This window comes from Glutamicibacter sp. NPDC127525, assembly GCF_042672105.1.
Lineage (GTDB): Bacteria > Actinomycetota > Actinomycetes > Actinomycetales > Micrococcaceae > Glutamicibacter.
Window position 1 is genome coordinate 169,095 of sequence record NZ_JBHXVN010000003.1, and the last position, 25,833, is coordinate 194,927.

General features: G+C 58.8%; 21 protein-coding genes. 4 read left to right on the plus strand and 17 right to left on the minus strand.

What is annotated here, in order from left to right; all coding sequences use genetic code 11:
- Positions 1 to 2 precede the first annotated feature (2 nt).
- The 4 genes from ACFVHU_RS08825 to ACFVHU_RS08840 all read right to left on the minus strand — a co-directional run bounded on the left by ACFVHU_RS08825 (position 3) and on the right by ACFVHU_RS08840 (position 4,126).
- Positions 3 to 302, minus strand: a complete 300-nt coding sequence (locus tag ACFVHU_RS08825; RefSeq protein ID WP_105657265.1) for a YciI family protein — start codon at positions 300 to 302, stop codon at positions 3 to 5.
- A 23-nt stretch (positions 303 to 325) separates the two neighbouring features.
- Positions 326 to 1,675, minus strand: coding sequence for an RIP metalloprotease (locus ACFVHU_RS08830; protein ID WP_105661822.1), 1,350 nt, complete (start codon positions 1,673 to 1,675; stop codon positions 326 to 328).
- Entirely contained in the window at positions 1,672 to 2,895 is a 1,224-nt protein-coding gene (gene dxr, locus ACFVHU_RS08835) for a 1-deoxy-D-xylulose-5-phosphate reductoisomerase (RefSeq protein ID WP_388023961.1), read from the minus strand. Before dxr ends, ACFVHU_RS08830 begins: the two co-directional genes overlap by 4 nt.
- A gap of 76 nt (positions 2,896 to 2,971) precedes the next feature.
- Complete coding sequence (locus ACFVHU_RS08840; RefSeq protein WP_105661820.1) at positions 2,972 to 4,126, minus strand: acyl-CoA dehydrogenase family protein; 1,155 nt, start codon at positions 4,124 to 4,126, stop codon at positions 2,972 to 2,974.
- Positions 4,127 to 4,363: 237 nt separating this feature from the next.
- Between ACFVHU_RS08840 and ACFVHU_RS08845 the strand changes: the two genes are divergently transcribed.
- Positions 4,364 to 4,984, plus strand: coding sequence for a TetR/AcrR family transcriptional regulator (locus ACFVHU_RS08845; protein WP_105657261.1), 621 nt, complete (start codon positions 4,364 to 4,366; stop codon positions 4,982 to 4,984).
- Positions 4,985 to 5,053: 69 nt separating this feature from the next.
- A complete protein-coding gene (locus ACFVHU_RS08850; protein WP_105657260.1) occupies positions 5,054 to 5,515 on the plus strand; it encodes a GNAT family N-acetyltransferase in 462 nt (153 codons plus the stop codon).
- 445 nt (positions 5,516 to 5,960) lie between these two features.
- Here ACFVHU_RS08850 and ACFVHU_RS08855 read toward each other — a convergent pair whose 3' ends face one another.
- The 11 genes from ACFVHU_RS08855 to pdhA form a co-directional block, all read right to left on the minus strand.
- Positions 5,961 to 7,658 carry an ABC transporter ATP-binding protein gene (locus ACFVHU_RS08855; RefSeq protein ID WP_388023962.1) on the minus strand — a complete coding sequence of 566 codons (1,698 nt, stop codon included), beginning with the start codon at positions 7,656 to 7,658 and terminating at the stop codon, positions 5,961 to 5,963.
- On the minus strand, positions 7,655 to 8,725 hold the full coding sequence (locus ACFVHU_RS08860) for an ABC transporter permease (RefSeq protein WP_105657258.1): 1,071 nt from the start codon (positions 8,723 to 8,725) through the stop codon (positions 7,655 to 7,657). Before ACFVHU_RS08860 ends, ACFVHU_RS08855 begins: the two co-directional genes overlap by 4 nt.
- 51 nt (positions 8,726 to 8,776) lie before the next feature.
- Entirely contained in the window at positions 8,777 to 10,294 is a 1,518-nt protein-coding gene (locus ACFVHU_RS08865) for an ABC transporter permease (RefSeq protein WP_105661818.1), read from the minus strand.
- Between the two features lie 141 nt (positions 10,295 to 10,435).
- Positions 10,436 to 12,244, minus strand: coding sequence for an ABC transporter family substrate-binding protein (locus ACFVHU_RS08870; RefSeq protein WP_105661817.1), 1,809 nt, complete (start codon positions 12,242 to 12,244; stop codon positions 10,436 to 10,438).
- A 437-nt stretch (positions 12,245 to 12,681) separates the two neighbouring features.
- A complete protein-coding gene (locus ACFVHU_RS08875) occupies positions 12,682 to 14,325 on the minus strand; it encodes an ABC transporter ATP-binding protein (protein WP_105657255.1) in 1,644 nt (547 codons plus the stop codon).
- Between the two features lie 3 nt (positions 14,326 to 14,328).
- The gene (locus ACFVHU_RS08880) at positions 14,329 to 15,351 is read right to left on the minus strand and encodes an ABC transporter permease (protein ID WP_286134595.1); all 1,023 of its coding nucleotides are present in this window, start codon (positions 15,349 to 15,351) and stop codon (positions 14,329 to 14,331) included.
- Positions 15,344 to 16,270, minus strand: coding sequence for an ABC transporter permease (locus ACFVHU_RS08885; protein WP_105661816.1), 927 nt, complete (start codon positions 16,268 to 16,270; stop codon positions 15,344 to 15,346). The genes ACFVHU_RS08880 and ACFVHU_RS08885 overlap by 8 nt, the downstream gene beginning before the upstream one ends.
- A 190-nt stretch (positions 16,271 to 16,460) precedes the next feature.
- Positions 16,461 to 18,092 (minus strand): ABC transporter substrate-binding protein, encoded by a 1,632-nt coding sequence (locus ACFVHU_RS08890; protein ID WP_105661815.1) that lies wholly within the window; start codon positions 18,090 to 18,092, stop codon positions 16,461 to 16,463.
- Positions 18,093 to 18,288: 196 nt separating this feature from the next.
- The gene (locus ACFVHU_RS08895; RefSeq protein WP_105657252.1) at positions 18,289 to 19,638 is read right to left on the minus strand and encodes a dihydrolipoamide acetyltransferase family protein; all 1,350 of its coding nucleotides are present in this window, start codon (positions 19,636 to 19,638) and stop codon (positions 18,289 to 18,291) included.
- Positions 19,638 to 20,627 carry an alpha-ketoacid dehydrogenase subunit beta gene (locus ACFVHU_RS08900; protein ID WP_105657306.1) on the minus strand — a complete coding sequence of 330 codons (990 nt, stop codon included), beginning with the start codon at positions 20,625 to 20,627 and terminating at the stop codon, positions 19,638 to 19,640. The genes ACFVHU_RS08895 and ACFVHU_RS08900 overlap by 1 nt, the downstream gene beginning before the upstream one ends.
- Before the next feature lie 14 nt (positions 20,628 to 20,641).
- Positions 20,642 to 21,757: a pyruvate dehydrogenase (acetyl-transferring) E1 component subunit alpha gene (pdhA, locus tag ACFVHU_RS08905; protein WP_105661813.1), complete on the minus strand. Its 1,116-nt coding sequence runs from the start codon at positions 21,755 to 21,757 to the stop codon at positions 20,642 to 20,644.
- Between the two features lie 150 nt (positions 21,758 to 21,907).
- On the opposite strand from pdhA, the gene ACFVHU_RS08910 reads away from it, so the two are divergent.
- Entirely contained in the window at positions 21,908 to 22,381 is a 474-nt protein-coding gene (locus ACFVHU_RS08910; protein ID WP_388023964.1) for an Lrp/AsnC family transcriptional regulator, read from the plus strand.
- An 85-nt stretch (positions 22,382 to 22,466) separates the two neighbouring features.
- On the opposite strand, the gene ACFVHU_RS08915 is transcribed toward ACFVHU_RS08910, so the two are convergent.
- Both ACFVHU_RS08915 and ACFVHU_RS08920 read right to left on the minus strand, forming a co-directional pair.
- Positions 22,467 to 24,092 (minus strand): cation acetate symporter, encoded by a 1,626-nt coding sequence (locus tag ACFVHU_RS08915; protein WP_133833001.1) that lies wholly within the window; start codon positions 24,090 to 24,092, stop codon positions 22,467 to 22,469.
- On the minus strand, positions 24,093 to 24,437 hold the full coding sequence (locus ACFVHU_RS08920; protein ID WP_105657248.1) for a DUF485 domain-containing protein: 345 nt from the start codon (positions 24,435 to 24,437) through the stop codon (positions 24,093 to 24,095). It lies immediately after the preceding gene.
- Between the two features lie 197 nt (positions 24,438 to 24,634).
- Here ACFVHU_RS08920 and ACFVHU_RS08925 point away from each other — a divergent pair, with 197 nt between their 5' ends.
- Positions 24,635 to 25,816 (plus strand): sensor histidine kinase, encoded by a 1,182-nt coding sequence (locus tag ACFVHU_RS08925; protein ID WP_105657305.1) that lies wholly within the window; start codon positions 24,635 to 24,637, stop codon positions 25,814 to 25,816.
- The last annotated feature ends 17 nt before the right edge of the window (positions 25,817 to 25,833 follow it).

A 25,833-nucleotide genomic window follows, 5' to 3' on the forward strand; every position in this document is an offset into this window, starting at 1 on the left:
GCCTAGGACGCGAAATCCTCCAGCAGGCCAATTACCGGGTTCCATTCGGTGACGGTGGCCGCGCCGATTCCGCCAACCTTCTGGAAAGGATCATTGGAAAGCACTTCGTCCAGCGCAGCTTGCGATTCTGCCGCGAAGATCAACAGCGCGCCGTCGTTGACCGGGGTCGGCCCCGAAGCAAGAAGGCGTACCGCACCTTCGCCGAGGAAGCCGCAAAGGTACTGGCGGTGTGCTGGACGGTGTTCATTGCGCAGCTCGGTGGAGTTCTCGGCGTACGCGTATTCAACAGCAAAAACAGTCATGCCTACAGCATATTTCTCCCTGCTTAGAACAGCTGTATCGGCTTGAAGATATCCGCATATATTAAGAGCCCGCCCATGACCAGCATCGCTACCACCACGACATAAGTCAGCGGCAAAAGCTTGACCGTGTCCACAGGCCGTACTTTCTTGATCCTGAAGATCCTGGCAACTGTGCGCTTCAGCCCCTCATACAGCGCGCCCACCACGTGGCCGCCATCCAGCGGCAGCAGCGGGATCAGGTTGAAGGCGAACAGGGCCAAGTTCAAACCGCCCACCAATGACAGCAAGGTTGCGAATTTGTCAGCTACCGAGATGGAATCCTCCGCGCTGATCTCTCCGGCAATGCGCCCAACGCCCACGATGGACACCGGCCCATTCGGGTCGCGTTCCTCGCTGCCAAAAGCAGCTTGGGCGACATCCACCATGCGCTGGGGCAGGTGCAGGATGACATCGCCAATTCTCAGCAACTGATCCCCGATCACGCCGGGAACCGCGCTCAGCGGCTGGGTCAGGTCCCGCTGCAAGGAGCCCATCCCGACGAAACCGACCTTGGTCATGATGTATTCGCCCTGCTCATCGAGCAGCACGTAGCCATTTTCGTCGGTCGCCGGGCGTTCGGTCAGGTACGGAGTCAGCTCGGTGGTGCGAATCTGCCCGTCGCGGGCATAGTCCAGGGTGATGGGTTCTCCTGGATGATCGCGGATGACATCGGTGAGCTTATTCCATTCAGCTTCCGCAACAGCGGTGCCGTTTACGGCGGTGATCGTGTCCCCTGGCAGGAGGCCTGCCTCGTAAGCCGGCGCTGGGACATCCTTGTCGGTGCATTCGGCCTGCTCTGCGTTCTGTGCGCTGGCAATGCACTGGTACACCTCGGAGACTGTGGTGGTTGGCGTAGCCTGGCCGAAGCTGGTCAGCACGATGCCGATCACCACGAACCCGATGACCAGGTTCATGATTGGGCCACCGAGCATGATGATGACGCGCTTGTAGATCGGCAGCTGGTAGAACAGCCGGCCTTCATCGCTGGGCAGCACGTTCTCGTTGGCCTGCGAGCGTGCGTCATCCACCATCTGTCCGAAGACCTTCTGGAAGAGATTCGGCTTCTTCCCGGAAGCATCCGAGACGACCTGGTCGCGTGGCGGGTACATGCCCACCATCGAGATGTAGCCGCCCAGGGGCAGGGCCTTGATGCCGTATTGCGTTTCGCCACGCTTGAAGGAAACCAGCGTTTTGCCGAAACCGATCATGTACTGCGGAACGCGCAGCTTGAACAGTTTCGCGGGTACCAGGTGCCCGATTTCATGCAGCGCAATGGACAGCCCGACGGCTACCACCATGAATAGGACGCCGCCGATGAACAGCAATGCACTCATGCTTTGGCCTCGATGATCTTCGTTGCATGGGCGCGGGCCCAGCGGTCTGTTTCCAGCACTGTTTCGACCGATAGCGCTGCGCTCATCGGGGTGTACTCGTCCAAGGCCCGTTCCACGGTCTCAACGATGTCGGTGAAGCGGATCTTTCCATCATGGAAGGCATCCACTGCAATTTCGTTGGCGGCGTTATAGACAGCCATATGCGTTCCCGACGACGCTGCGGCCTGCTTGGCAAGCTTTACAGCGCTGAAGACCTCCTCATCCAGTGGTTCGAAGGTCCAGCTTGCTGCGGTGGAGAAATCGCAAGCCTTCGCGGCACCGGCAACCCGATGCGGCCAATTAATGCCCAAAGCGATCGGCAGGCGCATATCCGGCGGCGATGCCTGGGCGATCACCGAACCGTCGATGAACTCCACCATCGAGTGAATGATTGACTGGCGATGCACCACAGGCTCGATCTTTTCCAGTGGCACGTCGAACAGCAGGTGGGCTTCGATGACTTCCAAAGCCTTGTTGACCATGGTGGCCGAGTTGGTGGTGACCATGCGTCCCATGTCCCAGGTTGGATGAGCCAGCGCCTGGGCGGGGGTGACATCACGCAGCTGCTCATGGCTGTAGCCGAAGAATGGACCGCCAGAGGCAGTCACCAGCAGCTTGGCCACTTCCTCGGGCGCGCCAGAGCGCAGGGCCTGGGCGAGGGCGGAGTGCTCGGAATCAACGGGCGAGATCTGGCCTGGTGCCGCGATCCGCTTGACTACCTGGCCTCCGATGATCAGGGATTCCTTATTGGCCAGTGCCAGCAGGTGGCCGGCTTCCAAGGCAGCAATGGTCGGGGCTAGGCCAATGGCACCGGTGATGCCATTGAGCACCACGTCGGCCTCGGCGAAAGCGGCAACCTCGGTTACCGCATGCGCGCCGGCCACCAGCTCGGGAGTGTATCCGGTTACCGATGCATCTTCTGCGGCTCGCTTAATGGCCGCTGCAAGCTCCTCCTTGGATTCCACGGCGCTGCCAACGAGCGCAGGGCGGTGCTTAATTGCCTGGCGAGCCAGTAATTCAAGGTTGTACCCACCGGACAGCGCTGCCACGGAGAATTGTCCGGATGCGTTTTCGATGACGTCCAGTCCCTGCGTGCCGATGGAACCGGTGGAACCGATCAGGCTGACGCGACGGGGATGTCCGGCTGGAATGAAAGTTTTCTGGGAGCTCACCCTACCCATTATGGTTCGTTTTACTGTGAGCGCCCAAAGAGCGCCACACCCCAAAATCAGGATGCAGCGCCCCCTCTGGCAAGAATCAGAGACCTAAGCTGCGGGCAATGAGCATCTGCTGGACCTGCGTGGTTCCTTCGCCGATTTCCAGGATCTTCGAATCGCGGTAGTGCCGTGCAACCAATGACTCATTCATGAATCCGTAGCCGCCAAAGATCTGGGTAGCATCACGGGCGTTATCCATCGCCGCTTCGCTGGCAATCAGCTTGGCATGCGCGGCTTCGATCTTGAAGTCCTTGCCGGCGAGCATCTTCGCCGCCGCCGCGTAGTAGGCCAGACGGGCCGTGTGGGCGCGCGAAGCCATGCGAGCGATCATGAAGGAGATGCCCTGGTACTGGCCGATGGCCTGGCCGAAGGAAGTCCGTGTCTTGGCATACTTCACCGCCTCATCGAGGCAACCCTGGGCGGCTCCGGTGGCCAACGCCGCGATGGCGATACGTCCCTCATCGAGAATTTCCAAGAAGTAGGCGTATCCGCGTCCGCGCTCGCCAAGCAGGTTCTCCTCCGGAACTCGCACGCTGCTGAAGCTCAGCGGATGGGTGTCACTGGCACGCCAACCCACCTTGTCGTAGGCCTTCTCCGCGGTGAATCCTTCGGTTCCCGTCGGCACGATGATTGCCGAGATTTCCTTCTTGCCGGTTGCTTCGTCGACACCGGTGACAGCGGTGGCCGTGACGAGGGAAGTGATGTCGGTACCGGAGTTGGTTATGAATTCTTTGGCGCCATCGATAACCCATTCGCCATTTTCCAGTTTCGCTTTGGTCAAGGAAGCTGAGGCGTCGGAGCCTGCACCGGGTTCGGTCAGGCCAAAACCGGCCAAGCGTTCGCCGGCGGCCAGGGCTGGCAGCCACTTCTGCTTCTGGCCCTCGCCGCCAAAGCGGTAGATCGGCATCGCGCCCAGGGAGACGCCGGCTTCGAGAGTGATGGCTACCGACTGGTCTACCTTGCCCAGTTCTTCGAGCGCCAGCGCGAGGTGGAAGTAGTCGCCGCCGGAACCGCCGTATTCTTCGGAGACTGGCAGCCCGAAGAGACCCATCTGCCCCATTTGCTTGACGATGTCATAGGGGAACGCATGGTTGGCATCGTTCTGCGCGCTCTGCGGGGCTACGACTTCCTGGGCGAATTCGCGGACCATGTCGACCAGGTCTTGATACTGGTCGTCGAGTTCGAGATCAATCATCAGGCTCTCTCTTCGTTGAGGGACGAACCGGCATCGGCTGCGGGATGTGCATAAACCGGTGGCGGTCATGTTCTGCGCCAGGTGCGTGAGTTTCTTGGAAGCACACGCCGCGACGCGTATGGTTAATATTTATTAACTGGTTGCTGCCTACGGGTGGGTAAACAGCTACATTTTTGACATTAGTGGCAGCGGTCACACTTGTCCAGACCGAGGCTTGGCAAACGTAAGGAGTTGATTGTGTTGGCGAGCAAATACCAGTCGCTCAATGAACCAACAGAGCGTGAGCGCGCCAAAGCTGAACGACGAGAAGCACTCTTGCGCGAAGCCACTCGACTGTTCGCCTTGAATGGCTACGCGGGTGTTTCGCTGGAGGATCTGGGCGCTGCCTGCGGCATATCCGGTCCGGCCGTGTACCGGCATTTCGCCGGCAAGCAGGCAGTGCTTATCGCTCTGCTAGTAGATATGTCCAAAGATATCTATGCCGGGGGCTGCACGGCCACGGAAGCCGGCGGCACTCCCCTGGAGGTGCTTTCGCGTCTGGTTGATTTCCACACTGACTTCTCGCTGTCCCGCCCGGACATTTTGCAGGTCCAGGACCGTGATTTGAAATCGCTCCCGAAGGCCGAACTGGCATTAGTCCGCAAACTCCAGAACTCCTATATCGGGCTTTGGACTACGGAACTGGCCAAATTGCATCCCACCGGAAGCAAGCAGTCGCACAGATTCCGCGCGCACGCCGTCTTCGGCTTGCTGAACTCGACTGCTCATTCCGCCCACTCGCCGAGGACTAAAAAGTCCGGCCTGAAGCCGTTATTGTCCAACATGGCACTCGCCGCACTCACTTCCCCGGTAGTGTAGGTTTCAAGCCATTGTTCACTGGTGTGCCAATACCGGCACGCTGACCCACACGATTGAAAGGCCTTTATCGTGCAGCTACGAGAAGTCCGCCCTTCCGACTTGGACGCATTCTTCGCTCATCAGCAAGAACCCGAGGCGAACCTCATGGCCGCTTATCAAGCGCGTAACCCAGCCGACCGCGCGGTATTCGACCACCACTGGAACTCGATTCTGAACGATCCGAATGTTCTGGTTCGCACCATCGAGCATGAGGGCGAAGTCGTTGGATCCATTCTGGTCTTCGACGGCGAAGTACCAGAGATCAATTTCTGGACTTCGACCAAGTACTGGGGCAAGGGACTGACCACCAGCGCGGTAGACACCTTCCTCGCCGAATACACCAAGCGCCCATTGACCGCGCATGTGGTCCAGGACAATCTAGGTTCCATCAAGGTCCTGGAACGCCGAGGGTTCAAGACCGTTGGCACCGAGCAGATCTTCTCCAACGCCCGCGCAGAGGTCGTTACCGAAAACGTCATGCAGCTGGACTAGATTCCAAAAGATAGGCAAAAGCTGGCTCTCGGCAGAGAGCCAGCTTTTGCCTATTAACGGGCCTCTACCGCCGAGGTTCCCTTGGTCCTTTCCTGGATCAGCATCGTCCCGCGCCCGGCGCAAAGCCCCAGGCAGGCGTCTGCGGGTTCCGCCCGAGCTGGTTTTCTGCTGCACGATCCGTGCAAGAACGCCAGTGCGGGTCATCCTGTGATTCCTGCAGCGATGAGTGTTGAGCCCGAGGCATTCCCTCTCGTTCAGCTGGTCCAAGTTCCGCCGCCCAGCACCTGCTCGTAGGCCCGCAAGTACTTGTATCGCTTTCCCGGACCGAGGCCGGATCCGGGGAATCGGCTTTCGCCATGTCCAGCTCTCCCGGGCAGACGGAAGGGGCCCGCTTCCAGTTAAAGATCTGGAAACGAGCCCCCTTATTCGTCGTTCAGCTCAGCATCTACTTCGTGCTGTTCAGCAAGCGCCAAGCCTCACGGCGTACTGCCTGCTCATGCGGATCCGGCACCGGAGCCGCGGCCAACAGGCGTTTGGTGTAGTCGTGCGTTGGGGCATGCAGCACGGTATCCACCATGCCCTGCTCAACCGCCCTGCCTGACTGCATCACTACGACCGCATCAGCCAGCATGTCAACGACAGCCAGATCATGGCTGACAAAGAGGCACGCGAAGTTGAAGTCCCGTTGCAGGTCCTGCAGCATTTCCAATACGACTGCCTGAACCGAAACATCCAAAGCACTAGTTGGCTCATCGGCAATCAGCAGCTCGGGGTTCAAGGTCAACGCGCGAGCAATGCAAACACGTTGACGCTGGCCGCCTGAGAGCTCGTGGGGGTATCGGTTGATCACGTTGCGCGGCAGCTTCACCGCATCGAGCAGTTCTTCAGCACGCTTGATGCGCCCTGCTTTGCTGCCAACCTTGTGAACCACCATTGGTTCGGTGATGCAATCGCCAATAGGGAAACGCGGGTTCAAGGATGCTGCCGGGTCCTGGAAGATGACGCCGATTCTCTTGCGAACCGCACGGGCTTCCTTCGGGGAAAGTTTCGGCAGATCATGGCCCTGGACCGACAAGCTGCCGCTAGCCACAGGCAACAAGCCGAGCACCGCCTTGGCGATGGTGGATTTGCCAGAGCCGGACTCGCCCACAATGCCTAGGACTTCGCCCTTGGCAATATCGAAGCTCACCTCTTCCACGGCGCGGAAGATCTTTCCCCGCATGTCGTATTCCAGCACGAGGTCCTTGGCTTCCAGCACCAGCTCGCGTCCTGGAGGCGCAGTTTCGGAGCTGTGCGGGGGCCTCGCAGTAGTAACAGCCGGAGCAGACAAGCGCGGTACCGCGGCCAGCAGACGCTGGGTGTATGGATGTTCCGGGCGCAGCAGAACTTGCTCCACGGTGCCGGTCTCGACGAGGTTGCCCTGGAACATCACGGCCACTTCATCGGCCATATCCGCGACAACACCCATGTTGTGGGTGATCAGCAAGATGCCGGTATTCAGTCGATCCTTGAGCTCGCGCAGCAGATCGAGAATTTCTGCCTGCACCGTTACATCCAGTGCGGTGGTTGGCTCATCGGCGATGATCACCTTGGGATCGCAGGATATCGCCATGGCAATGACGATACGCTGGCGCTGGCCGCCGGAAAACTGGTGCGGGTACTGCTTGACGCGCTTGGCGGGATCCGGGATGCCCACCATGTCCAGCAGCTCGATGGCCCGGTCGGTTGCTTCCTTGCCATAGGCGATGTCGTGCAGTTCCAGCGCTTCAGTCAACTGCCGCTCAATGGTCAGCACCGGGTTCAGCGCAGTCATGGGCTCCTGGAAGACCATCGCGATGTCGGTGGCACGCATCTTGCGCAGCTTGCCTTCGTCCAGGCCAACCACGTTGACGTTGCCGACCTTGGCGGCACCTGAGACATTGGCGTTTTCCGGCAGCAGGCCCATCGCCGCAGTTGAGGTGACGGACTTGCCGGAACCGGACTCGCCAACCAGCGCCACGACCTGCCCGGGGCGGACGGTCAAGGACAAGCCCTTGACTGCGTGGACGTCTGCACCACCGGTGGCAAAGACGACGTTGAGGTCGGTGAAGCTCAGCGCGTAGCCGTCTGAGCCTTGTTCGTTCATTGGTGCTGCGTGGCTCATGGCTTCTCCTTGCGGGTTGGAAGGGCGAACAGGCCGGCGCGGCGGCGGCGCTTCTTTCCGATTTGGCGCGGGTCGAACGCATCGCGCAAGCCGTCACCCAAGAAGTTCACCGACAGGGCGATGGTAACGATGATCATGCCTGGCCACCAGAACAAATACGGGCGGGTGGTGAAGGCGTTCTGGTACTGGCTGATCAGCAGGCCCAGCGAGGATTCTGGAGCCTTCACGCCGAAGCCCAGGTAGGACAGCGAGGACTCCAGCAGGATCGCGCCAGCGATCGCGAAGGTTGCGTTCACGATGATCACACCCATGGTGTTGGGGATCAGGTGCTTGAAGATCACGCGGCTGGTCTTCGAACCCATGGCCTGGGCGGCAGCAACGTATTCGCGTTCGCGCAGCGAAAGGATTTCACCGCGCACCAGTCGGGCCAAGCCGGTCCAGGTCACCAGGCCGAGCACGAGGGCCAGGATGATGATGGAACCGGTGGATGCACCAGCCATCTTGCCCAGAACAGCGGCCAGGACCAGCAATGGGATCACGATGAACAGGTCAGTGATGCGCATCAGGATTTCGTCGACCCATCCGCGGAAGTAGCCGGCAACAGCACCGATGACGGTTCCCAGGACAGTGGCGACCAAGCCAACCACAACGCCGATAATGATGGACTTCTGCGTGCCGTTCATGACCAGGGCGAAGTAGTCCTTGCCGACCGAGTCCTGCCCGAAGGGGTGCTCTCCGATGCGGATGCCTTCGCCGCCGAGCCAGGCGGGGACCAGGCTCAAGGTCGGTTTGCCGCCATCCACAACGGCACCAGCGTGGTAGAAGTTCTGTCCCCACCAGCCGGGGATCGGTCCCCAGCCAATGGAGCTGAAAGCGAAAACGGTGATGACGACCAGGATCACCGCGGAAATCATCGCCGGCTTGTGGCTGACGAAGCGCTCGAGAACAATGCGTCCCTGGCTCTTCGGCTTTTCGTGGATTTGGGCCAGCTTGGCGTCTTCCACCTCGGCCACGGAATTCAGGTTCTGCGGCTCGTTCTCGTTCAAGTTCTTGTTCGGGGTGCTCATCGCTGGTCCTTAGGGTTGCAGGCATGAAGGATGTTCATTGGTCCATGCCTCCTAGACTCGGATTCGTGGGTCAAGCAGGGCGTAAACGATATCCGCCAGCAAGTTGAAAATGATTGCGGCGGTACCGGTAACCAGGAAGAACGCCATCACAGGTGCCGGGTCGACATGATCCAGGCCGGTTGCGAACATTTCGCCCATGCCCTTCCAGCCGAAGACGCGCTCGGTGATCACGGCACCGCCGATCAGGCCGGCGAAGTCGAAGGCTGCAATGGTGGCGATGGGGATCATCGCGTTGCGGAACGCGTGCCGGAAAATCACGGTGCGTTCGCTCAATCCCTTGGAACGGGCGGTGCGAATGTAGTCCTGGCGCTGCACTTCGAGCATGGAAGAACGCGTGTAGCGCGAATAGCTAGCCAAAGAAATCACTGCAAGCAGGATGGTCGGCATCAGCAACTGGGTGCCGTTATCCAGGAAGTGATCCCAGAAACCGCCTTCGAGGTTAGCAGTGGACGACCCGATGGTCGCGATGGGGCGTCCCTTGACGTCCAGGAAACCAGGCCAAGCGCGGAACATGTGATCGACAACGGTCAATCCTGCACCGACAACACCGGTGGCTACGGAGACGGACATCGCTGCTTTGCGCAAGCGGCCGCCCATGAAGCGCCCGACTACTGCCGGAATCGCTACCGCGAGGACCAGTCCGAACAAGAGGATCCATGCGTTTGGTTCCAGCAGCATGTAGAAGGTCGCGTAGTACATGGCCAAGACCAGTACGACGGTAATCAGCGCCGGGTACAGCACGCGCTTTTCCTTCAGGCCAACGCTCATGGCAGTGGCGCTCAAGGCCACGAGTGCCGTCAGCACGATGATGATTGCGGGGCCCATTTGCGGGTAGCGGTAGAAATTCAGCCAAATGCTGTACTGCAGCACCAGCGGGACGAAAACAGCGGCAGCTATGAAGGTGATGCCACGGCGCTTCAAGGAGCCCCCGAGGAACATCTGCAGGACGAGTCCGACGACGATGCCTATGGCTATGGATGACCCCAGGGATATCTGCGGATCCGCCAGCCAGTCGTTGTAGCTGATTGCCAGGTACTCCTTGAGCAGCACAGCTGCCCAGAAGACGGGAAGCGAGAAGAAGAGGAAGGTCATGAAGGTAACGATGTAATCCAGGCCGGAGTACTGGCGGATTGCAGTCAAAACGCCAATGGCGATACCCAGAACCGCGGCGATCACCGTAGCGAGCACTACCAGCCGCAAGGTGGACGATGCGGCGTTGGCCAGCAAGCCGGAGACCTCTACGCCGTTGATATTCTGTCCCAGGTCGCATTGGCCAATCAGGCATTTGCTGGCGCCGGTCAGCCAGTCCCAGTAGCGTCCGTACCAGGGTGCATCCAGGTTCATGTATTCCACACGCTGGGCCATCAAGTACTCGCGGTTATCCGCGTTGCTTTCGCGGAGGTCCTTGAGCGGGTCACCTGAATTGATTACCAGTACGTAGAGCAAGAGCGATGCGGCGAACAGCACGGCAAGTGCTGAGCCTAGTCTCTTGGCGATAAATTTCCACACGGTTCTAATGTCCTACTTTCATCTCACGGAAGTGAGCCGGCCCTTGAGGTTGGGGACCTTTGAACACACTGCGGGGCCCGATTTTTGATCGGGCCCCACATGTGCTCACTCACATTGTGCAAGTACGTTGCCTAGGGGCAATTACTCAGCACGTACCCACTGCTCGGCGTTCCAGACGATCTGGTCCTGCGTTGCGGTGTGACGGACATTCTGGATATCCGAACCCGAGGCGCTCAAGCCTGGGTGGGCGAATACCGGGATGCCGAACAGGTCATCCCACAACAGCTTCTCGATCTTCTTGGTCTGCTCGGCATGGACAGCCGGGTCCAGCGAGCTTGCCAGGGTCGCCCATGCTGCATCGACTTCAGCGTTCGAGTACTGGCCGAAGTTCTGCGGCTTGCCGGTGGCGTAGATGTTCTGGCCGGAACTGATCTGGCCGGAACCTGCCCAAGCGAACAGTGCTACTTCGTAGTCGCCACGGTCTTGCGCACCGTTTGGCGAGAAGAAGTCAGCCGAACCGGTGTCCTCGATCTTGAAGCCCGCTTCATCGCAGGAGGACTTGATGGCCGAGACCTGGTTGGCGCGGCGTTCGTTAGGTGCCGAGTAGCCGATGCGTACTTCGGTACCCACAGCGTCCTGCTCTTCAAGGATCTTCTTGGCGCCTTCGATATCCACCTGGTCATAGCGGCCGTCGTAGGATGCGTCCACTACTTCCTGGTAGTTATCCTGGAACGGGAAGACTTCGCGGGAGTTCATCACGATGGCGTCGGGGTTCAGCGGCTTGATCAGGTTGTCAACAATCTGCTGACGTGGAACACACATGGCAAAGGCCTTGCGCAGTTCCAGATTGGTCATTTCGTTGCCCTTGGCGAAGTTGAAGTCAAGGTGCTCCCAGGTCAGGGTGTCGCCCTTCTGGATTGCTACAGCGTCGCCAAGATTCTCCAGCTGCGCGAGCGTATCAACGGTGGGCTGCGGGTTAATGACGTCAACGTCCTTATTCTGCAATGCCTGGACCATGCTTGCGTCTTCAAGGAAGCGGAAGGTCAGTTCCTTGGTTGCAGGCGCGGGGCCATAGTAGTTCTCATTGGCAACCAGGGTTACGGACTCTCCAGCTTTCCAGCTGCCCAGCTTGTAGGGGCCGGATACAGGCGAGATCTTCTCATCGGGCAGCTTGCCCGGGTCAGTCATCCAGCCTTCGTTCCAGAAATCGGCAGCCTTCTTCAGCTTGTCGGATTCCCCAGCGAGAATGGCTTTGACGAGCTCTTCGGTGCTCATGCCCGACTCTTCGGCCACCACATGTGCTGGGTGGAGCATCCAGGACTGGAGGGCCCAGTCCGGATCAGGCTCGGCGAATTCAACAGTGAATTCCTTGCCATCCCAGTCGCCCTGCGGACCAGCTGGAACAGTGTCGCCGAGATCAACTGAGACCGAGTTGAACAGCGGCTTGTCCTTGGAACCTTCGTTGAGGTTCAGGTTCTGCACTGCCCATGCCAGCACGGAGTCGGCTACGGTGATCGGCGTGCCATCGGACCATTTGGCTTCTTCATTGATGGTGTACTTGATGGTGAGCGGATCGTCGCTCACCTTCTCATAGCTGCCCAAGGCCTCGTTGGGGTACAGCGTGCCGTCAGTACCGAAGTAGCTGAACCCAGCGAACATCCGGTCCACGATGGCCGAGTTGTAGGTGGAATAGGTGTTCGGAGTAAAGCCGTTGTAGCTCAGGAATTCCGGGGCACCTACGGTGACGTTGATATTGTCTTCGGCAGTCTTGATATCACCCAGATCGGCTTTGCCGCTGTTTGCTGCTTCTGCCGAACCGTTGCCGCCACCTGCGCCAGCATCCTTTGATGCATCGGCGCCTGTGTCTCCGCCGCCTGGTGCACAAGCCGAAAGGGCCAGGGCCAGTGCTGCGCCTACAGCTACTGCTTTCGAAACGCGCTGAAACCGCATTTCGCCTCCTTGAGTTCTTGAACGATACGAGTGCTGGATCGGGGGATCCAATGTGGACCAGATCACATGATCAGTCCATTGAGCAATAGACTAACCCGAATTTTCTGGCTTGGATATAGAAAGAAGCGCTTCAGATATTGCTGCAGTCCTCCCCCTGAGAGTCATTCGCAACGCGCTTGTTACCCGCGGGTTTACGAGATCCAGCTCACATCCCCGAGATTTCAAGGATTTCTTTCAGATTGGGAAAAATCAATCGGGCAACTGTTTCGTGCATGTTGACTCGCGGAGTGATTTATAACATTTTTGCAACGTTTGTTTCAGATTGATTAAATCTGAAATATTCGTTGAATATGACGTTGCTTGAGCTCAGGTTAAGCGCAGAATGGGACGGTGAAACCTTACGGTTTCACCGTCCCATTCAGCGGATTTCCGAGCTGCTAGATCAGCGAAGCTCCAGGGATCGCAGCCAGCAGGTTGCGGGTATATGCACTCTTTGGCGCATCGAAAATCTCGTCCGTCGTTCCCTGTTCGACGATCTTTCCGTGTTCCATCACGCATACGTTGTCCGCGATCTGGCGGACTACAGCCAGGTCGTGGGTAATGAACAGGTAGGTAAGGCCCATTTCGCGTTGCAGCTCATCAAGCAGCTCAAGCACCTGGGCCTGCACCAGCACGTCCAACGCCGAAACAGCCTCATCGCAAACGATCATTTCCGGCTGCAAGGCCAGAGCACGCGCGATCGCGATGCGCTGGCGCTGTCCGCCGGACAGCTCGTTCGGGAAGCGGTGCATGGTGGATGCCGGCATGGAAACCTGATCCAGCAGTTCCTTGACCTTCTTCTCCCGTGATGCCGCGTTACCAATACCGTGAATGCGCAGTGGTTCTTCGATGGTTCGGAATATCGAGTACATCGGATCCAAGGATCCGTACGGATCCTGGAAAATCGGCTGGACACGTCGGCGGTACTTGAACAAGTGCTTCTCGCTCAGGTTGCCAATCTGTTCGCCATCAAAGATGATCTCGCCCTCGGTCTTGTCCAACAGGTTGAGCACCATCTGGGCGATGGTGGACTTGCCGGAACCGGACTCGCCTACCACGGCGGTGGTGGTGCCCTTGGGGATCTCGAAGGACACGTTGTCCACCGCGGTGAACTTCTCCTTCTTGCCGAACCCCTTGCGGATATCGAAGACCTTCGTCAGGTTGCTGACCTTCAGCAGCGGCTCGGCCTTGCCCGGAATTACCTCATCAACAATCGCCTCGTGCTTGTCTCCACGCTGTGCTGACAACGATGGAGCCGAGTTGATCAGGCGCTGGGTGTACGGGTGCTTGGGGTTGCGCAGAATCTCCAGCGCTGGGCCATATTCGACGACACGCCCCTTGTACATCACGACGACCTTCTCGGCACGCTCTGCTGCCAAGCCCAGGTCGTGGGTAATCAGCAGCACGGCGGTGCCCAGTTCACTGGTCATGGTGTCCAGATGGTCCAGGATCTGCTGCTGCACGGTGACGTCCAGTGCGCTGGTTGGCTCATCGGCAATCAGCAGGCGCGGGCGGCAGGCCAGGCCAATGGCGATCAGCGCACGCTGACGCATGCCACCGGAGAATTCGTGCGGGTACTGCCTCGCACGCGTCTCCGGATCGGGCAAACCTGCATCGGCCAAGACCTGGGCTACACGCTTGTTCGGGTTATCCCCCGCCAAGCCGTTGGCTTTCAGGGTTTCCTTGACCTGGAACCCGATCTTCCAGACCGGGTTCAAGTTGGACATCGGATCCTGCGGAACCATGCCAATATGGTTGCCGCGCAGCTCTACGAATCGCTTTTCGCTCGCTTGGGCGATGTCCTCGCCGTCAAAAAGAATCTGGCCGGATGAGACCTTGCCGTTGCCGGCCAACAGGCCGATAGCAGCCAGTGCCGAAGTTGACTTGCCGGAACCGGACTCGCCCACGATGGCCACGGTTTCCCCGGGCATCACGGTGAAGTTGGCGTCGCGCACTGCGTGCACTGGACCGTCAGGAGTGGAGAAAGTGATCGCCAGGTCCTTGACTTCCAGCAGAGGCTTGGGAGTTGCACTCTGAGTCATTGCTTAGGCTCCCTTCCGGGCCTTCGGATCCAGTGCGTCGCGCACTGCATCGCCGAGCATGATGAAGCTCAATACCGTTACCGAAAGGAACAGTGCTGGCCACATCAGCATGGTCGGGTTATTGCGCAGCTGGGTACGTGCGGAGGAAATATCGTTGCCCCAGCTCATGACGTCTGGCGGAAGCCCGACGCCCAGGAAGGACAGCGTGGCCTCGGCAACGATGTATACGCCGAGGTTCACCGTGGCAACAACAATGATCGGTGCCAACGAGTTCGGGATGACGTGCTTGACCAAAGCGCTGAACTTGGACAGGCCCAACGCGCGCGAGGCCTTCACGAAGTCCGCGTTGCGGGCCTCGATCACTGCGCCGCGGGTAATGCGTGCCAGCTGCGGCCAGCCGAAGATCGCAAGGGTGATGATAACCGTCCAAACGCTTCGGTTTTCACGGAAGGCAGGAAGCTGCATCACGATGATGGCTCCGAGGATCAGCGGCAGCGCGAAGAAGATATCGCCCAGACGAGCCAGGATGGTGTCGATCCAGCCGCCGTAGTAGCCTGCCAGCGCGCCAATGGCACCGCCGAGCAGCACCACGATGAGGGTAGTGAATACGCCTACGAGCAGCGAAGCACGCGTGCCGTAGATCGTACGGGCGTAGATGTCGCAACCCTGCAGGTTGAAGCCCATGATATGTCCCTGGCGTGCTGGCTCATTGGAATTTTCCAGTAAGCATGCCTGGTTGCCAGTCGGATCAATGGACGTGAACAGCTGCGGGAACGCAGCTACAACCATGACGGCGATGATCAGAAGCGTGGAGATGATGAACAGCGGCTGCTTGCGCAGTGAACGCCATGCTTCAGCCCACATGGACAATGGCTTGCCGGTTTCCTTGACAGAATCCACCGCCTGCAGCGGAGTCTCCTCCAATGGGGCCACGTAGTGCTCAATTTTGTACTTGGAAACTTTGCCGGCACGGGTGTTTCGGATGGGAAGGCCGTCTTCGGGATTAAAGTTCTGGTTCTCAGGCATAACGGATCCTTGGGTCAAGCAGTGCGTACAGCATATCCACGATCAGGTTGGCGATCACGAAGACGATCACCAAGACGCCTACAACGGCAACCACCGTCGGGGTTTCGCCCTTCTGGATTGCCTGGTAGAGCAAGTGGCCGACACCGGGGACATTGAAGATACCCTCGGTAACAATGGCGCCGCCCATGAGTGCGCCCAAGTCGGCGCCAAGGTAGGTCACGACTGGAATCAGCGAGTTGCGCAAGATGTGCACGGTGACAACGCGGTTGCGGCTCAGGCCCTTGGCAGTTGCGGTGCGCACATAGTCAGCGGTTTTGTTCTCAATGATGGAGGTACGCGTCAGTCGCAAAACGTAAGCCAGAGAAACGAGTCCCAGGACCAAGGCCGGCAGGATCAGTTCGCCCCAGGTTGCCGAACCGGAAACGGTTGGCTTTGCCCATTCGAGCTTGACTCCGACCACGTACTGGAGCAGGAAGCCCAGTACGAAGGTTGGAACTGCGATGACCAGCAGCGATGCGATCAGGACGGTCGAGTCGAACAATTTGCCCTTGCGCATGCCGGCGATGACTCCGAAGATGATGCCGAAGACAGATTCGATCAACAACGCGAGGATCGCCAGGCGTGCGGTGACCGGGAAGGCCCGAGCCAGCAAGTCTCGAACTTCCTGGCCGGAGAACGAGGTTCCCAGATCCAAGGTCACCAGATTCTTCAGGTACAGGCCATATTGGACCCAGAAAGGCTTATCCAAGTTGTATTGTGCGGTCAGGGCCGCTTCGGTAGCGGGGCTCATTGGCTTGCCACCGGAAAGTGCGGCGATGGGGTTACCCGGTGTTGCGAAAACCAGGAAGTACACCAGCAGCGTAGCTCCGATGAACACCGGAATCAGCTGCACGATTCGCTTCAGGGTAAAACTTAACATGCTTGCATCTCACCTCGAGACACATGAGGGCACAGGGCCATTTTCATCCTCTTTCCGTCGATAAATATCTCGACGTTTATTTTTGCGAGGCAGGACGGACACGCCAAAGGGAGACCCTGAGCTGCTCGGATCTCCCTTGACGAGTTTTCAGCTTCTATTCGCTCTGATTAGGCCAAATGCTGAAGGAAACTTATTTGCCAGTGATTTGCTGGTACATAGGAACACCGTTCCACCCGAACTCGACGTTATCAACGTTTTCGCTCCAACCACCCTGGACTGCTTGGTACCACAGAGGGATGGCCGGCAAATCCTTGAACAGGATCTCCTGTGCTTCGTTGAAGATCTTTGCACCCTCGGCCGGATCCGTGGCAGACAGGCCTTCGGCCAGCTTGTCATCGAATTCCTTGCTGGAGTACTTGCCGTCATTCGAACCGGCCCCGGTGCCAAATAGTGGACCAAGGAAGTTGTACAGCGACGGGTAGTCGGCCTGCCAACCGGTACGGAATGCACCGGTCATCTTGTAGCTGGTGACCTTCTCGCGCAATTCCTTGAATGAAGAGAATGGCTGAGCCACTGCGTTGATGCCCAGGTTGCTCTTCAGCTGGTTGACGACAGCTTCGACGTATTCCTTGTTGCCCGCGCCATCAACGTTGTAGCCGACAGAGAATTCATCGCCGGACTCCCACTTACTGATTTCATCAGCCTGTTCCCACAGCTTCTTGGCTTCAGCCCCGTCGAAGTCGAGGACTTCGCTGCCTGGAACGTCGGCGCTGTAGCCTTCGAGCACTGGTGCGGTGAAGTCATCGGCCTTGACCTTGCCACCCTGGTACACCTTGTCGATGATCAGCTGGCGGTCAATGGCACGGGAGATCGCGGCACGGCGCAGGTTGCCCTCTTCGTCCTGCTTGAAGTGGTCCAGGTAGCCCGGGATGGTGATGGTTGCGTTGCCGGCATATGGCGAGTTGACTGAACGATCGCCCAGGTCAGACTCGTAGGAAGCCAGCTGGCTTGGCGGGATCTGGTCGAGGACGTCCAAGTTGTTGGACTGCAGATCGCTGTACGCCGAGTCGGTGGACTGGTAGACCTTGAAGTCGATGCCGGCGTTAGCCGCCTTGCGTGGACCGTCGTAGCTCTCGTTGACGTCCAGCTTCAGGTTCACATCGTGGTTCCACTCGGTCAACGTGTATGGGCCGTTGCCGATTGGCTTTTCGCCAAAGGCCTTTGGATCTTCGAAGGCCGCTTCAGGCAACGGCATGAACGCCGTGTAGCCCAAGCGCAGCGGGAAGTCGGACTCAGGCTGGGACAGCTCGACGGTGAAGGTGGTGTCATCCACTACCTTCAGGCCTTCCATCTCTTCCTTCTTGGAGCCTTCCTTGTTGACCTCATCGAAGCCCTTGATGGATTCGAAGAAGTACGAGTTCAGCTGTGCGTTCTTTGCCGCGGCGCCGAAGTTCCAGGCATCCACGAACGAAGCAGCAGTTACTGGGGAACCATCCGAGAAGGTATGTCCGGCCTTCAGCTTGATGGTGTAGTTCTGGGAGTCTTCGGTTTCGATGGACTCAGCGAGTTCATTGACCGGAGCGCCCTTTGCGTCATAGCTGACCAAACCGGTGAAGATCAGGTCCATTACGCGGCCGCCGCCAACTTCGTTGGTGTTAGCCGGCAGAAGGCCATTCTGCGGTTCGGTGGTGTTTGCGGTGACGACGTACGAGCCGTCACCTTCGCCACCGGCGGTTTCATTTGAACCGCCGCCACAAGCGGACAGGGTCAGCGCCAAGGCTGCAGATAAAACGACAGCCTTAGATGCGTGCGAGTATCGCATCCTATTTCTCCTCAACAGATCGTTGCTGCTTCTGCATTTCGCAGAGCCGTGCAGGCAAGCGTGAGCTATAGCACGTAGTGAATGAGATTACATCAAACATTGCGAAACAACCAATGAATAGTCATGAAAGCAATGCTTGAAATCGGGTTACTCACCCGACTGAAATAACTTCAGCCGGGTCAGTTTTTATTTAAGCTCAAATAAAAATATTCATCATTCCGGGGTCTTCCAATACCGAGCCGACACCTGCGAGGAACTCGCTTGCTTCCTTGCCGTCAACCACTCTGTGATCGAAGGACAAAGCCAAAGTCATGGTATGGCGAAGGGCAACTTGGTCTTGGTATTCCCAAGGCCTTCGTTTCACTTGGCCTAATGCCAGGATTCCAGCCTGCCCCGGAGGTAGAATCGGGGTCCCGGCATCCACGCCGAAAACCCCCACATTGGTAATGGAGAATGTGCCACCGGTCAATTGGGCTGGTGACAACGTTCCTTCGCGGCCCTGGAGAATAATCTCGCTGAGTTCAGTTGCCAATACGGGCAACGTCTTGGCTTGGGCATTTTTCAGCACCGGAACCAGCAAGCCGCGGTCACTTGCCACAGCCATGCCCAGATTCACTGACCCGAACTCAATGATTTCGTCAGCCTTTTCATCCCACGTCGAGTTCAGCGCAGGATAAGTCTTCAGCAATCTCGTCACCACGAGCGCCGCCAACGTTGTGATGTTGAGTTTCCGGTCCTTCAGCAAGCGATGCGAACGCATTCTTTCCACCAACGCCATGGATTCGGTGACGTCAATAGTGAGGAACTCGGTGGCATGCGGTGCAGTAAACGCCGACTGCACCATCGCTTTGGCTGTGGCTCTGCGGACGGCGGTGATCTTCACATGGCGGTCCACATCCGGCGAGGACGCTGGCTCATTTCCCCTTGCCGATGAGGTGCTGGTACCTACGGAATCGATGGCCTGCTGAACATCCCTACGCAGCACCAGCCCACCCTCGCCGCTGCCGGCGAGCGCCGAAATATCGACTCCATGATCGCGTGCCAGCTTGCGTACGGGCGGTGTGCATCGAGTCGTCTCATGTTGTTCGCGCTCAGGACTGGCCGGCGCGGCATCCGGTGCGGATGCAACTGGTTCCGCCAATTGCGCCGCTCCCCCGTTGCGGGAGCCACGAGCTTTTCGCGTTGGACGGTTGCCGGTGTCTGCCGGGGCACCGTAGCCAACGAGGGTTGGGGTGCGCTCGACGGCCGCACTTTCCCCATGATTTCCGGGACCTGCTGCTGGCGGCTGCCCGCCGGAAGCGCCTGGCTCCTGATCAAAAGTGACCAGCGGACCGCCAACCTGTACTGTTTCACCTTCGGTGGCATGCAGAGCCTGAACGAAGCCGGCATACGGCGAGGGCAGTTCAACCACTGCCTTGGCGGTTTCAACTTCGGCAATGATCTGGTTGAGCGCAACATGCTCGCCAACCTTGATTTTCCAATTCAGCACCTCGGACTCGGTGAGCCCTTCGCCGAGGTCCGGGAGTTTGAATGTGTGGGCGGTCATCACTTGGCAGCTCCTTCGGTTGCCTCGTTGTGGCGCATCACGGTATCGACCGCGTGCATCACTCGATCCAAATCGGGCAGGTGGTGGCTTTCGAGCCGCGATGGCGGATACGGAATATCGAATCCGGTGACGCGCAATGGGGCGTGCTCCAGATAGTCGAAGCAGCGCTCGGTGATTTCGGCACAGATTTCTGCACCGATACCGCTGGTGCGGCTGGCTTCATGGACTACAACCAGCTTGCCGGTGCGCTTGACGGATTCGGCCACGGTGTCGATATCCAACGGATCCAAGGTGCGCAGGTCGATGACCTCCAGACTGGTGCCTTCATCTTCTGCGGCCTTGGCCGCATCCACCAAGGTGTAGGTGGTCGGGCCATAGCCGACCACGGTGACATCTTCACCGGGTCGGATGATCTTGGCCTTTGGCGATCCGTCTGGCGTTGGAGCCAGAAGTTCAGCTGTGCTTTTCTCGTGGTAGCGGCGCTTCGGCTCGAAGAAGATGACCGGATCATCGCAATCGATGGCCTGGCGCAACATGCTATAGGCATCTTCGACACTTGAAGGCGCGAAGACGCGCAGACCGGCGGTGTGGGCGAAATATGCTTCCGGCGATTCGGAGTGGTGCTCCGGTGAACCGATTCCTCCGCCGTAGGGAATTCGAACTGTCACCGGCATCTTCACACGGCCCCGGGAACGGTAATGCAATTTAGCCAGCTGGGATACTAGCTGGTCAAAGGCCGGGTAGGTGAAGCCGTCAAACTGGATCTCCACTACTGGGCGATAGCCTCGGTAGGCCAGGCCGATGGCGCTGCCGACAATGCCGGATTCTGCCAGCGGGGTATCGACGACGCGGTGCTCGCCGAATTTGGATTTCAGGCCATCGGTGACCCGGAAGACGCCCCCGAGGGTTCCGATGTCTTCACCGAGCAGGATGACTTTCTCGTCCTCGTCCAGGGCATCGTGCAGCGACTTGTTCAGCGCCTTGAGCATGGTGGTTGCCACAGTTACTCTCCACCTTCAAAATCTGCCAAGTAGTCCAGATAGTTCTTGGCTGCGCGTTCGGTTGGTTCGTGCTTCTCGGCATATACATTGGTGAACAGCTCTTCCACCTTGGGGTCCTCCATGGTGGTGATCGCGGCGCGAAGCTTCGCGGCCAGATCATCGGCTGCGTTCTGGGCACGCTGCTCGTAGGACTGCACATCGGCACCCATCTCATGCAGGTACTTCACCAGGCGGTCGATAGGGTCCTTGGCTTTCCACTCTTCGAGCTGCTCGCTCTTGCGGTAGCGGGTTGGATCATCGGCGGTGGTGTGCGACCCCATGCGATAGGTGACCGCTTCAATGAAGGTTGGGCCCAGGCCGTTGCGCGCGTGATTCAGGGCGGCCTTGGTGGCTGCGTAGACTGCAAGGATGTCATTGCCATCCACCCGCCAGGTCTTCAGCCCGAAGCCGTGGGCACGGTCGGCAATCTGGGTGCGGCTTTGCAGGTGGACTGGTTCGGAAATGGCCCACTGGTTGTTCTGGCAGAAGAACAGCACTGGCGCCTGGTAGCTGGCGGCGAAGACCATGGCTTCGCTCACGTCGCCCTGGCTGGTGGCGCCATCGCCAAAGTAGGCCACAGAAACTTGCTTGCCCCCGTCGAATTTGATTCCCATTCCGTATCCGGCTGCGTGCAAAGCCTGGGAGCCAATGACAATCTGCTGGCAAGCAATATTGACTTCATTCGGATCCCAGCCGCTGGCCTGGGCCCCGCGCCACACGCTGAGCAGATCTTCTGCTTTCACTCCCCTGGCCCATGCGACGCCATGCTCGCGGTAGGAAGGGAAAATGAAGTCATCCGCTTCGGTGGCGCGGACCGAGCCGATTTGTGCGGCTTCCTGGCCGAGCAACGGGGCCCAGAGTCCTAGCTGGCCCTGGCGCTGCAATGCGGTGGCTTCATTGTCCATGCGGCGCAGGACCACCATGTCGCGAAGGAAATCTGCAAGGTCCGCTTCTTTGAGGTCCTTCAGATAATGGTCAAGTTCTTCGTCCGGGATTCGTTTCCCGTCGACGTTCAGCAGCTGATGCGTGGGTAGGCATCCGGCGGCTACGTCAATGTGCTGTGTGGACACGATCGGCATCCTTACTCTCACGTAGTCGGTTGCGGGTTTTCATTCACAAACACCGCTTAATGTGATGCTACTCACGCAAGGCAGGATGCACAATGGTGTTTTTGGAATTAGAGCAAAACGCACTGTTTATGAGAACCGGTCAGTGCTAACGTGCACATTATGCAACTTCTGGACACTACCGACCGGCGCATCCTGCTGGCCCTCTCGACCGCAGCCAAGCGCACCGGCTCGGCTATCGCCACGGCTTTGAACCTCGGGCGAAATACCGTGCAGACGCGGATGACCCGCCTGGAGAATGAAGTTCTTGATTCCATTGACCGCCGCATCCCGCCCGAAGTGCTGGGCTACGGGCTGCTTTCCTTTGTCGAGCTGCATGTTGAGCAACGCCATCTCGGGGACATCGCCGCCAAGCTCGAAGCCATCCCCGAGGTGCTTGAAGCACACGGGCTCACCGGCTCTGCCGACATCTTGGTGCGGGTAGCGGCCAAAGACGCCGAGGAGCTGTTTCGGGTCCATGGACAGCTGCTGCATATAGACGGAGTGAATCGTGCCGACTCGGCACTATCCATGGCCGAGCTCGTCCCCTATCGCACCACCGCTTTGCTTCAGCACTCGCTAGCCGACAACGCGTAGCACTCAGGGCAGCAAAAAAGTTCCGGGAACCAGCCTGCTGGCTGGTTCCCGGAACTTCGCTATTGCGTTTTATGTATTCTTCGCCTTAGTGGTCGACTGCCTTCTCGGCACCGACACCGGTCAGCGAACGAACTTCCATTTCCGCCTGCTTGGTAATGTCCTCGAAACGCTTGTCGGTAACCGAGCCCAGCCAGCCTAGGAAGAAGGCCAGCGGAATGGAGACGATACCCGGGTTAGCCAGCGGGAAGATCACCATATCGATGCTTGGGATCATTGCGGTCTCCGAGCCCGAGAACACTGGCGAGAAGATGATCAGCAGCAAAGCCGAACCCAGGCCGCCGTACATGGACCACACTGCGCCGCGGGTCTTGAAGCCCTTCCAGAACAGCGAGTACAAGATGGTTGGCAGGTTAGCCGAAGCGGCCACCGCGAAGGCCAATGCCACCAGGAAGGCCACGTTCTGCCCCTGGGCACCGATGCCGCCAGCGATAGCGAAGACTCCGATAACCAAGACCGTGCGGCGGGCAATCTTCATTTCCTTCTCTGGAGTGGACTTGCCCTTGGCAATCACCGACGCGTACACGTCATGGGCGAAGGATGCCGCCGCGGTGATGGTCAAGCCCGCCACCACAGCAAGGATGGTTGCGAAGGCCACTGCAGAGATCAGGCCCAGCAGCACTGTGCCGCCCAATTCGTAGGCCAGCAGCGGTGCCGCAGAGTTCACGCCGCCTGGAGCCGCCTGGATTCGATCCGGGCCAATCAGTGCACCGGCGCCGAAGCCCAGCACCAGGGTGAACAGGTAGAAGGCGCCGATCAGCCAGATAGCCCAGACGACGGACTTGCGGGCTTCCTTCGCGGTAGGAACGGTGTAGAAGCGCATCAGCACGTGCGGCAGGCCGGCGGTGCCAAGCACCAAGGCCAGGGCCAGCGAGATGAAGTCCAGCTTGGCAGTTTCAGAAACACCGTACTTCATGCCCGGATTCAGGATCTCGGGGTTGCCGGCTACTTCAGCTGCCTTGCCCAGCAGGTCGGAGAAGTTGAAGCCGAACATGGCCAGCGTCCACACGGTCATGATCAGCGCGCCGGCGATCAGCAGGCAGGCCTTGATGATCTGCACCCAGGTGGTGCCCTTCATGCCGCCAACCAGCACATAGAGGATCATCAATGCGCCAACGATAACGATCACCAGCGACTGTCCCAGCTTCTCGTCAATACCCAGCAACAGGGAAACCAGCGCGCCGGCGCCAGCCATCTGCGCCAGCAGGTAGAAGACGCACACTGCCAGCGTGGAGATGGCCGCGGCGATGCGCACCGGACGCTGCTTGAGCCGGAAGGACAGCACATCGGCCATGGTGAATTTGCCGGTGTTGCGCAGCAGCTCCGCAACCAGCAGCAAGGCAACCAGCCAAGCAACCAGGAAGCCGATCGAGTAGAGGAAGCCGTCGTAGCCCTGGATGGCGATAGCGCCAACGATGCCCAGGAAGGAGGCTGCCGAGAGGTAGTCACCGGCAATTGCGGTGCCGTTCTGCGTTCCCGTGAAGGAACGGCCGCCTGCATAGTAATCCGCAGCGGTCTTGTTGTTCTTGGAGGCGCGGAGCACGATCACCATGGTGACGCCCACGAAGGCCAGGAAGATGGCGATATTGACCAAGGGGTTGCCGACCTGGGTCGACTCTCCCGCGGCCTGGGCCAGGATGCTGAGCTGGTTCATTTAGTTCACTCCCTCGCTCTCTAGGCGTTCACGGATCTTGGTTGCCTTGGGGTCGAGCTTCTTATTCGAGAAACTGACGTAGGCCGCGGTGATCGCGAAGGTCGACACGAACTGCAGCAACCCGAGAACAATACCCATGTTGATATTGCCGAGAACCTTGATGGACATGAAGTCATGGAAGTAGTCGGCTAGCAGCACATAGGCGAAATACCAGACGAGGAAGAAGACTGCCATCGGGAAAACAAAACTGCGGTGGGTCTTTCGCAGTTCCTGGAATTCCTCGGATTGGCTCTCCTTGACGAAATCAACGTCAGCAGCGACGCCGTGTTCCGGGTTGGCACTCATGATGCCCTCCTTGAGCGAGTTGATGATGTGACTGGGCGCACATCGGTTTTGTGACTAAGTTCACTATTGGCGATAAACCCGTTGGCGACTAGGGGGCTTGCACAGCTCGTGGCTCAACGGACTGCTTTCTGCGCCCAACGGCGCAGCATGGCGCGCTGAACGGTCGGCAGATCAGGCAGGGCCCTAAGATGGGATACATGTCTCCAGCGCTGCAAGTCACCCTGATCGTCGCCATTGCGATGGTCGGAATCGCTCTTGTCGGCTACATCGGTTTCAGGATTTCCCGCTCCACCAAGGAAATGGGTACCGACGTCGAGGAAGCCACCTACAAGACGTTGCACCACATGTCCGTTGCGGTTCCCCATTTGGAGCGCGGCCTGACTGAGGACGGGGCGGCCAAAAGCGCCAAGGCGCTGCGCAGGCTCTTGAACTGCCAGGTATTGCTGATCAGCGACACCACCCATGTGCTGGCCACCGATGCAGGGGCCGATTTCACCGCGGAACTCGAAGAAGCAGCCTCCAAGGTTTCCAAAAGCGCGCTGGCAACCGGCAAAACCCAGGTAGAACGTTCCTCCGGCATGGACTTCGTGTCCGCGCCGATCACCGTAGGAGATCAAAGCGTGGGAACGGTGACCGCGCTATCACGCAGGGCCGGCGCCAGCTTCGTTCGGGCAGTTTCCGAGGTAGCGGTCTTTGTATCCGCGCAAGTTTCCACCGCCCAGCTCGATGAATCCAAGGCCATGCTGCTCGAAGCGCAGATGCGTGCCTTGCGCGCTCAGATCTCCCCGCACTTCATCTACAACTCGCTGAATGCGATCGCCTCGTTCATCAATACTGATCCCGCTCGAGCCCGTGAGCTGGTCATAGAATTCGCCGACTTCACCCGGTACTCTTTCCGCCGCCGCGGTGAATTCACCACCCTGGCCGAAGAACTGGAAGCGATTGACCGCTACCTGTTGCTGGAAAAGGCCCGTTTCGGTGAGCGCATCAAGGTCTCCTTGCAGATCGCTCCCGAGGTGCTGCCCACGCAAATTCCCTTCCTGGCCTTGCAGCCGCTGGTTGAAAACGCGGTACGCCATGGACTCGAAGCCCGGCCAGATGGCGGAGTCATCTCCATCACGGCGACCGAAGACGGAATGCACGCAGTCATCAGCGTGGAAGATGACGGCATGGGCATGGATCCCGAGCAGCTGTCCAGTGTGCTAGCTGGCGATACCCCGAATATGCACGTAGGCCTGCGCAACGTCGACCTGCGCATGCGCCAGCTCTACGGCAATTCCAATGGACTGGTGGTGGAGACCGCGCCGGGGGCCGGAACGCTGATCACTTTGCGTGTCCCGAAGTTCCGTCCGCCCAACACGATCACTTCAGATGCATAGAAAAATCCAATAAACGG

Bases quoted from the DNA above. Each gene is read 5' to 3' on its own strand.
- ACFVHU_RS08915 (WP_133833001.1), bottom strand. From the start codon at position 24,092: ATGAACCAGCTCAGCATCCTGGCCCAGGCCGCGGGAGAGTCGACCCAG.
- ACFVHU_RS08840 (WP_105661820.1), bottom strand. From the start codon at position 4,126: ATGATTGATCTCGAACTCGACGACCAGTATCAAGACCTGGTCGACATG.
- ACFVHU_RS08875 (WP_105657255.1), bottom strand. From the start codon at position 14,325: ATGACTCAGAGTGCAACTCCCAAGCCTCTGCTGGAAGTCAAGGACCTG.
- ACFVHU_RS08830 (WP_105661822.1), bottom strand. From the start codon at position 1,675: ATGAGTGCATTGCTGTTCATCGGCGGCGTCCTATTCATGGTGGTAGCC.
- ACFVHU_RS08910 (WP_388023964.1), top strand. From the start codon at position 21,908: ATGCAACTTCTGGACACTACCGACCGGCGCATCCTGCTGGCCCTCTCG.
- ACFVHU_RS08890 (WP_105661815.1), bottom strand. From the start codon at position 18,092: ATGCGATACTCGCACGCATCTAAGGCTGTCGTTTTATCTGCAGCCTTG.
- ACFVHU_RS08885 (WP_105661816.1), bottom strand. From the start codon at position 16,270: ATGTTAAGTTTTACCCTGAAGCGAATCGTGCAGCTGATTCCGGTGTTC.
- ACFVHU_RS08855 (WP_388023962.1), bottom strand. From the start codon at position 7,658: ATGAGCCACGCAGCACCAATGAACGAACAAGGCTCAGACGGCTACGCG.
- dxr (WP_388023961.1), bottom strand. From the start codon at position 2,895: ATGGGTAGGGTGAGCTCCCAGAAAACTTTCATTCCAGCCGGACATCCC.
- ACFVHU_RS08880 (WP_286134595.1), bottom strand. From the start codon at position 15,351: ATGCCTGAGAACCAGAACTTTAATCCCGAAGACGGCCTTCCCATCCGA.
- ACFVHU_RS08900 (WP_105657306.1), bottom strand. From the start codon at position 20,627: ATGCTCAAGGCGCTGAACAAGTCGCTGCACGATGCCCTGGACGAGGAC.
- pdhA (WP_105661813.1), bottom strand. From the start codon at position 21,757: ATGCCGATCGTGTCCACACAGCACATTGACGTAGCCGCCGGATGCCTA.
- ACFVHU_RS08825 (WP_105657265.1), bottom strand. From the start codon at position 302: ATGACTGTTTTTGCTGTTGAATACGCGTACGCCGAGAACTCCACCGAG.
- ACFVHU_RS08920 (WP_105657248.1), bottom strand. From the start codon at position 24,437: ATGAGTGCCAACCCGGAACACGGCGTCGCTGCTGACGTTGATTTCGTC.
- ACFVHU_RS08925 (WP_105657305.1), top strand. From the start codon at position 24,635: ATGTCTCCAGCGCTGCAAGTCACCCTGATCGTCGCCATTGCGATGGTC.
- ACFVHU_RS08860 (WP_105657258.1), bottom strand. From the start codon at position 8,725: ATGAGCACCCCGAACAAGAACTTGAACGAGAACGAGCCGCAGAACCTG.
- ACFVHU_RS08895 (WP_105657252.1), bottom strand. From the start codon at position 19,638: ATGACCGCCCACACATTCAAACTCCCGGACCTCGGCGAAGGGCTCACC.
- ACFVHU_RS08870 (WP_105661817.1), bottom strand. From the start codon at position 12,244: ATGCGGTTTCAGCGCGTTTCGAAAGCAGTAGCTGTAGGCGCAGCACTG.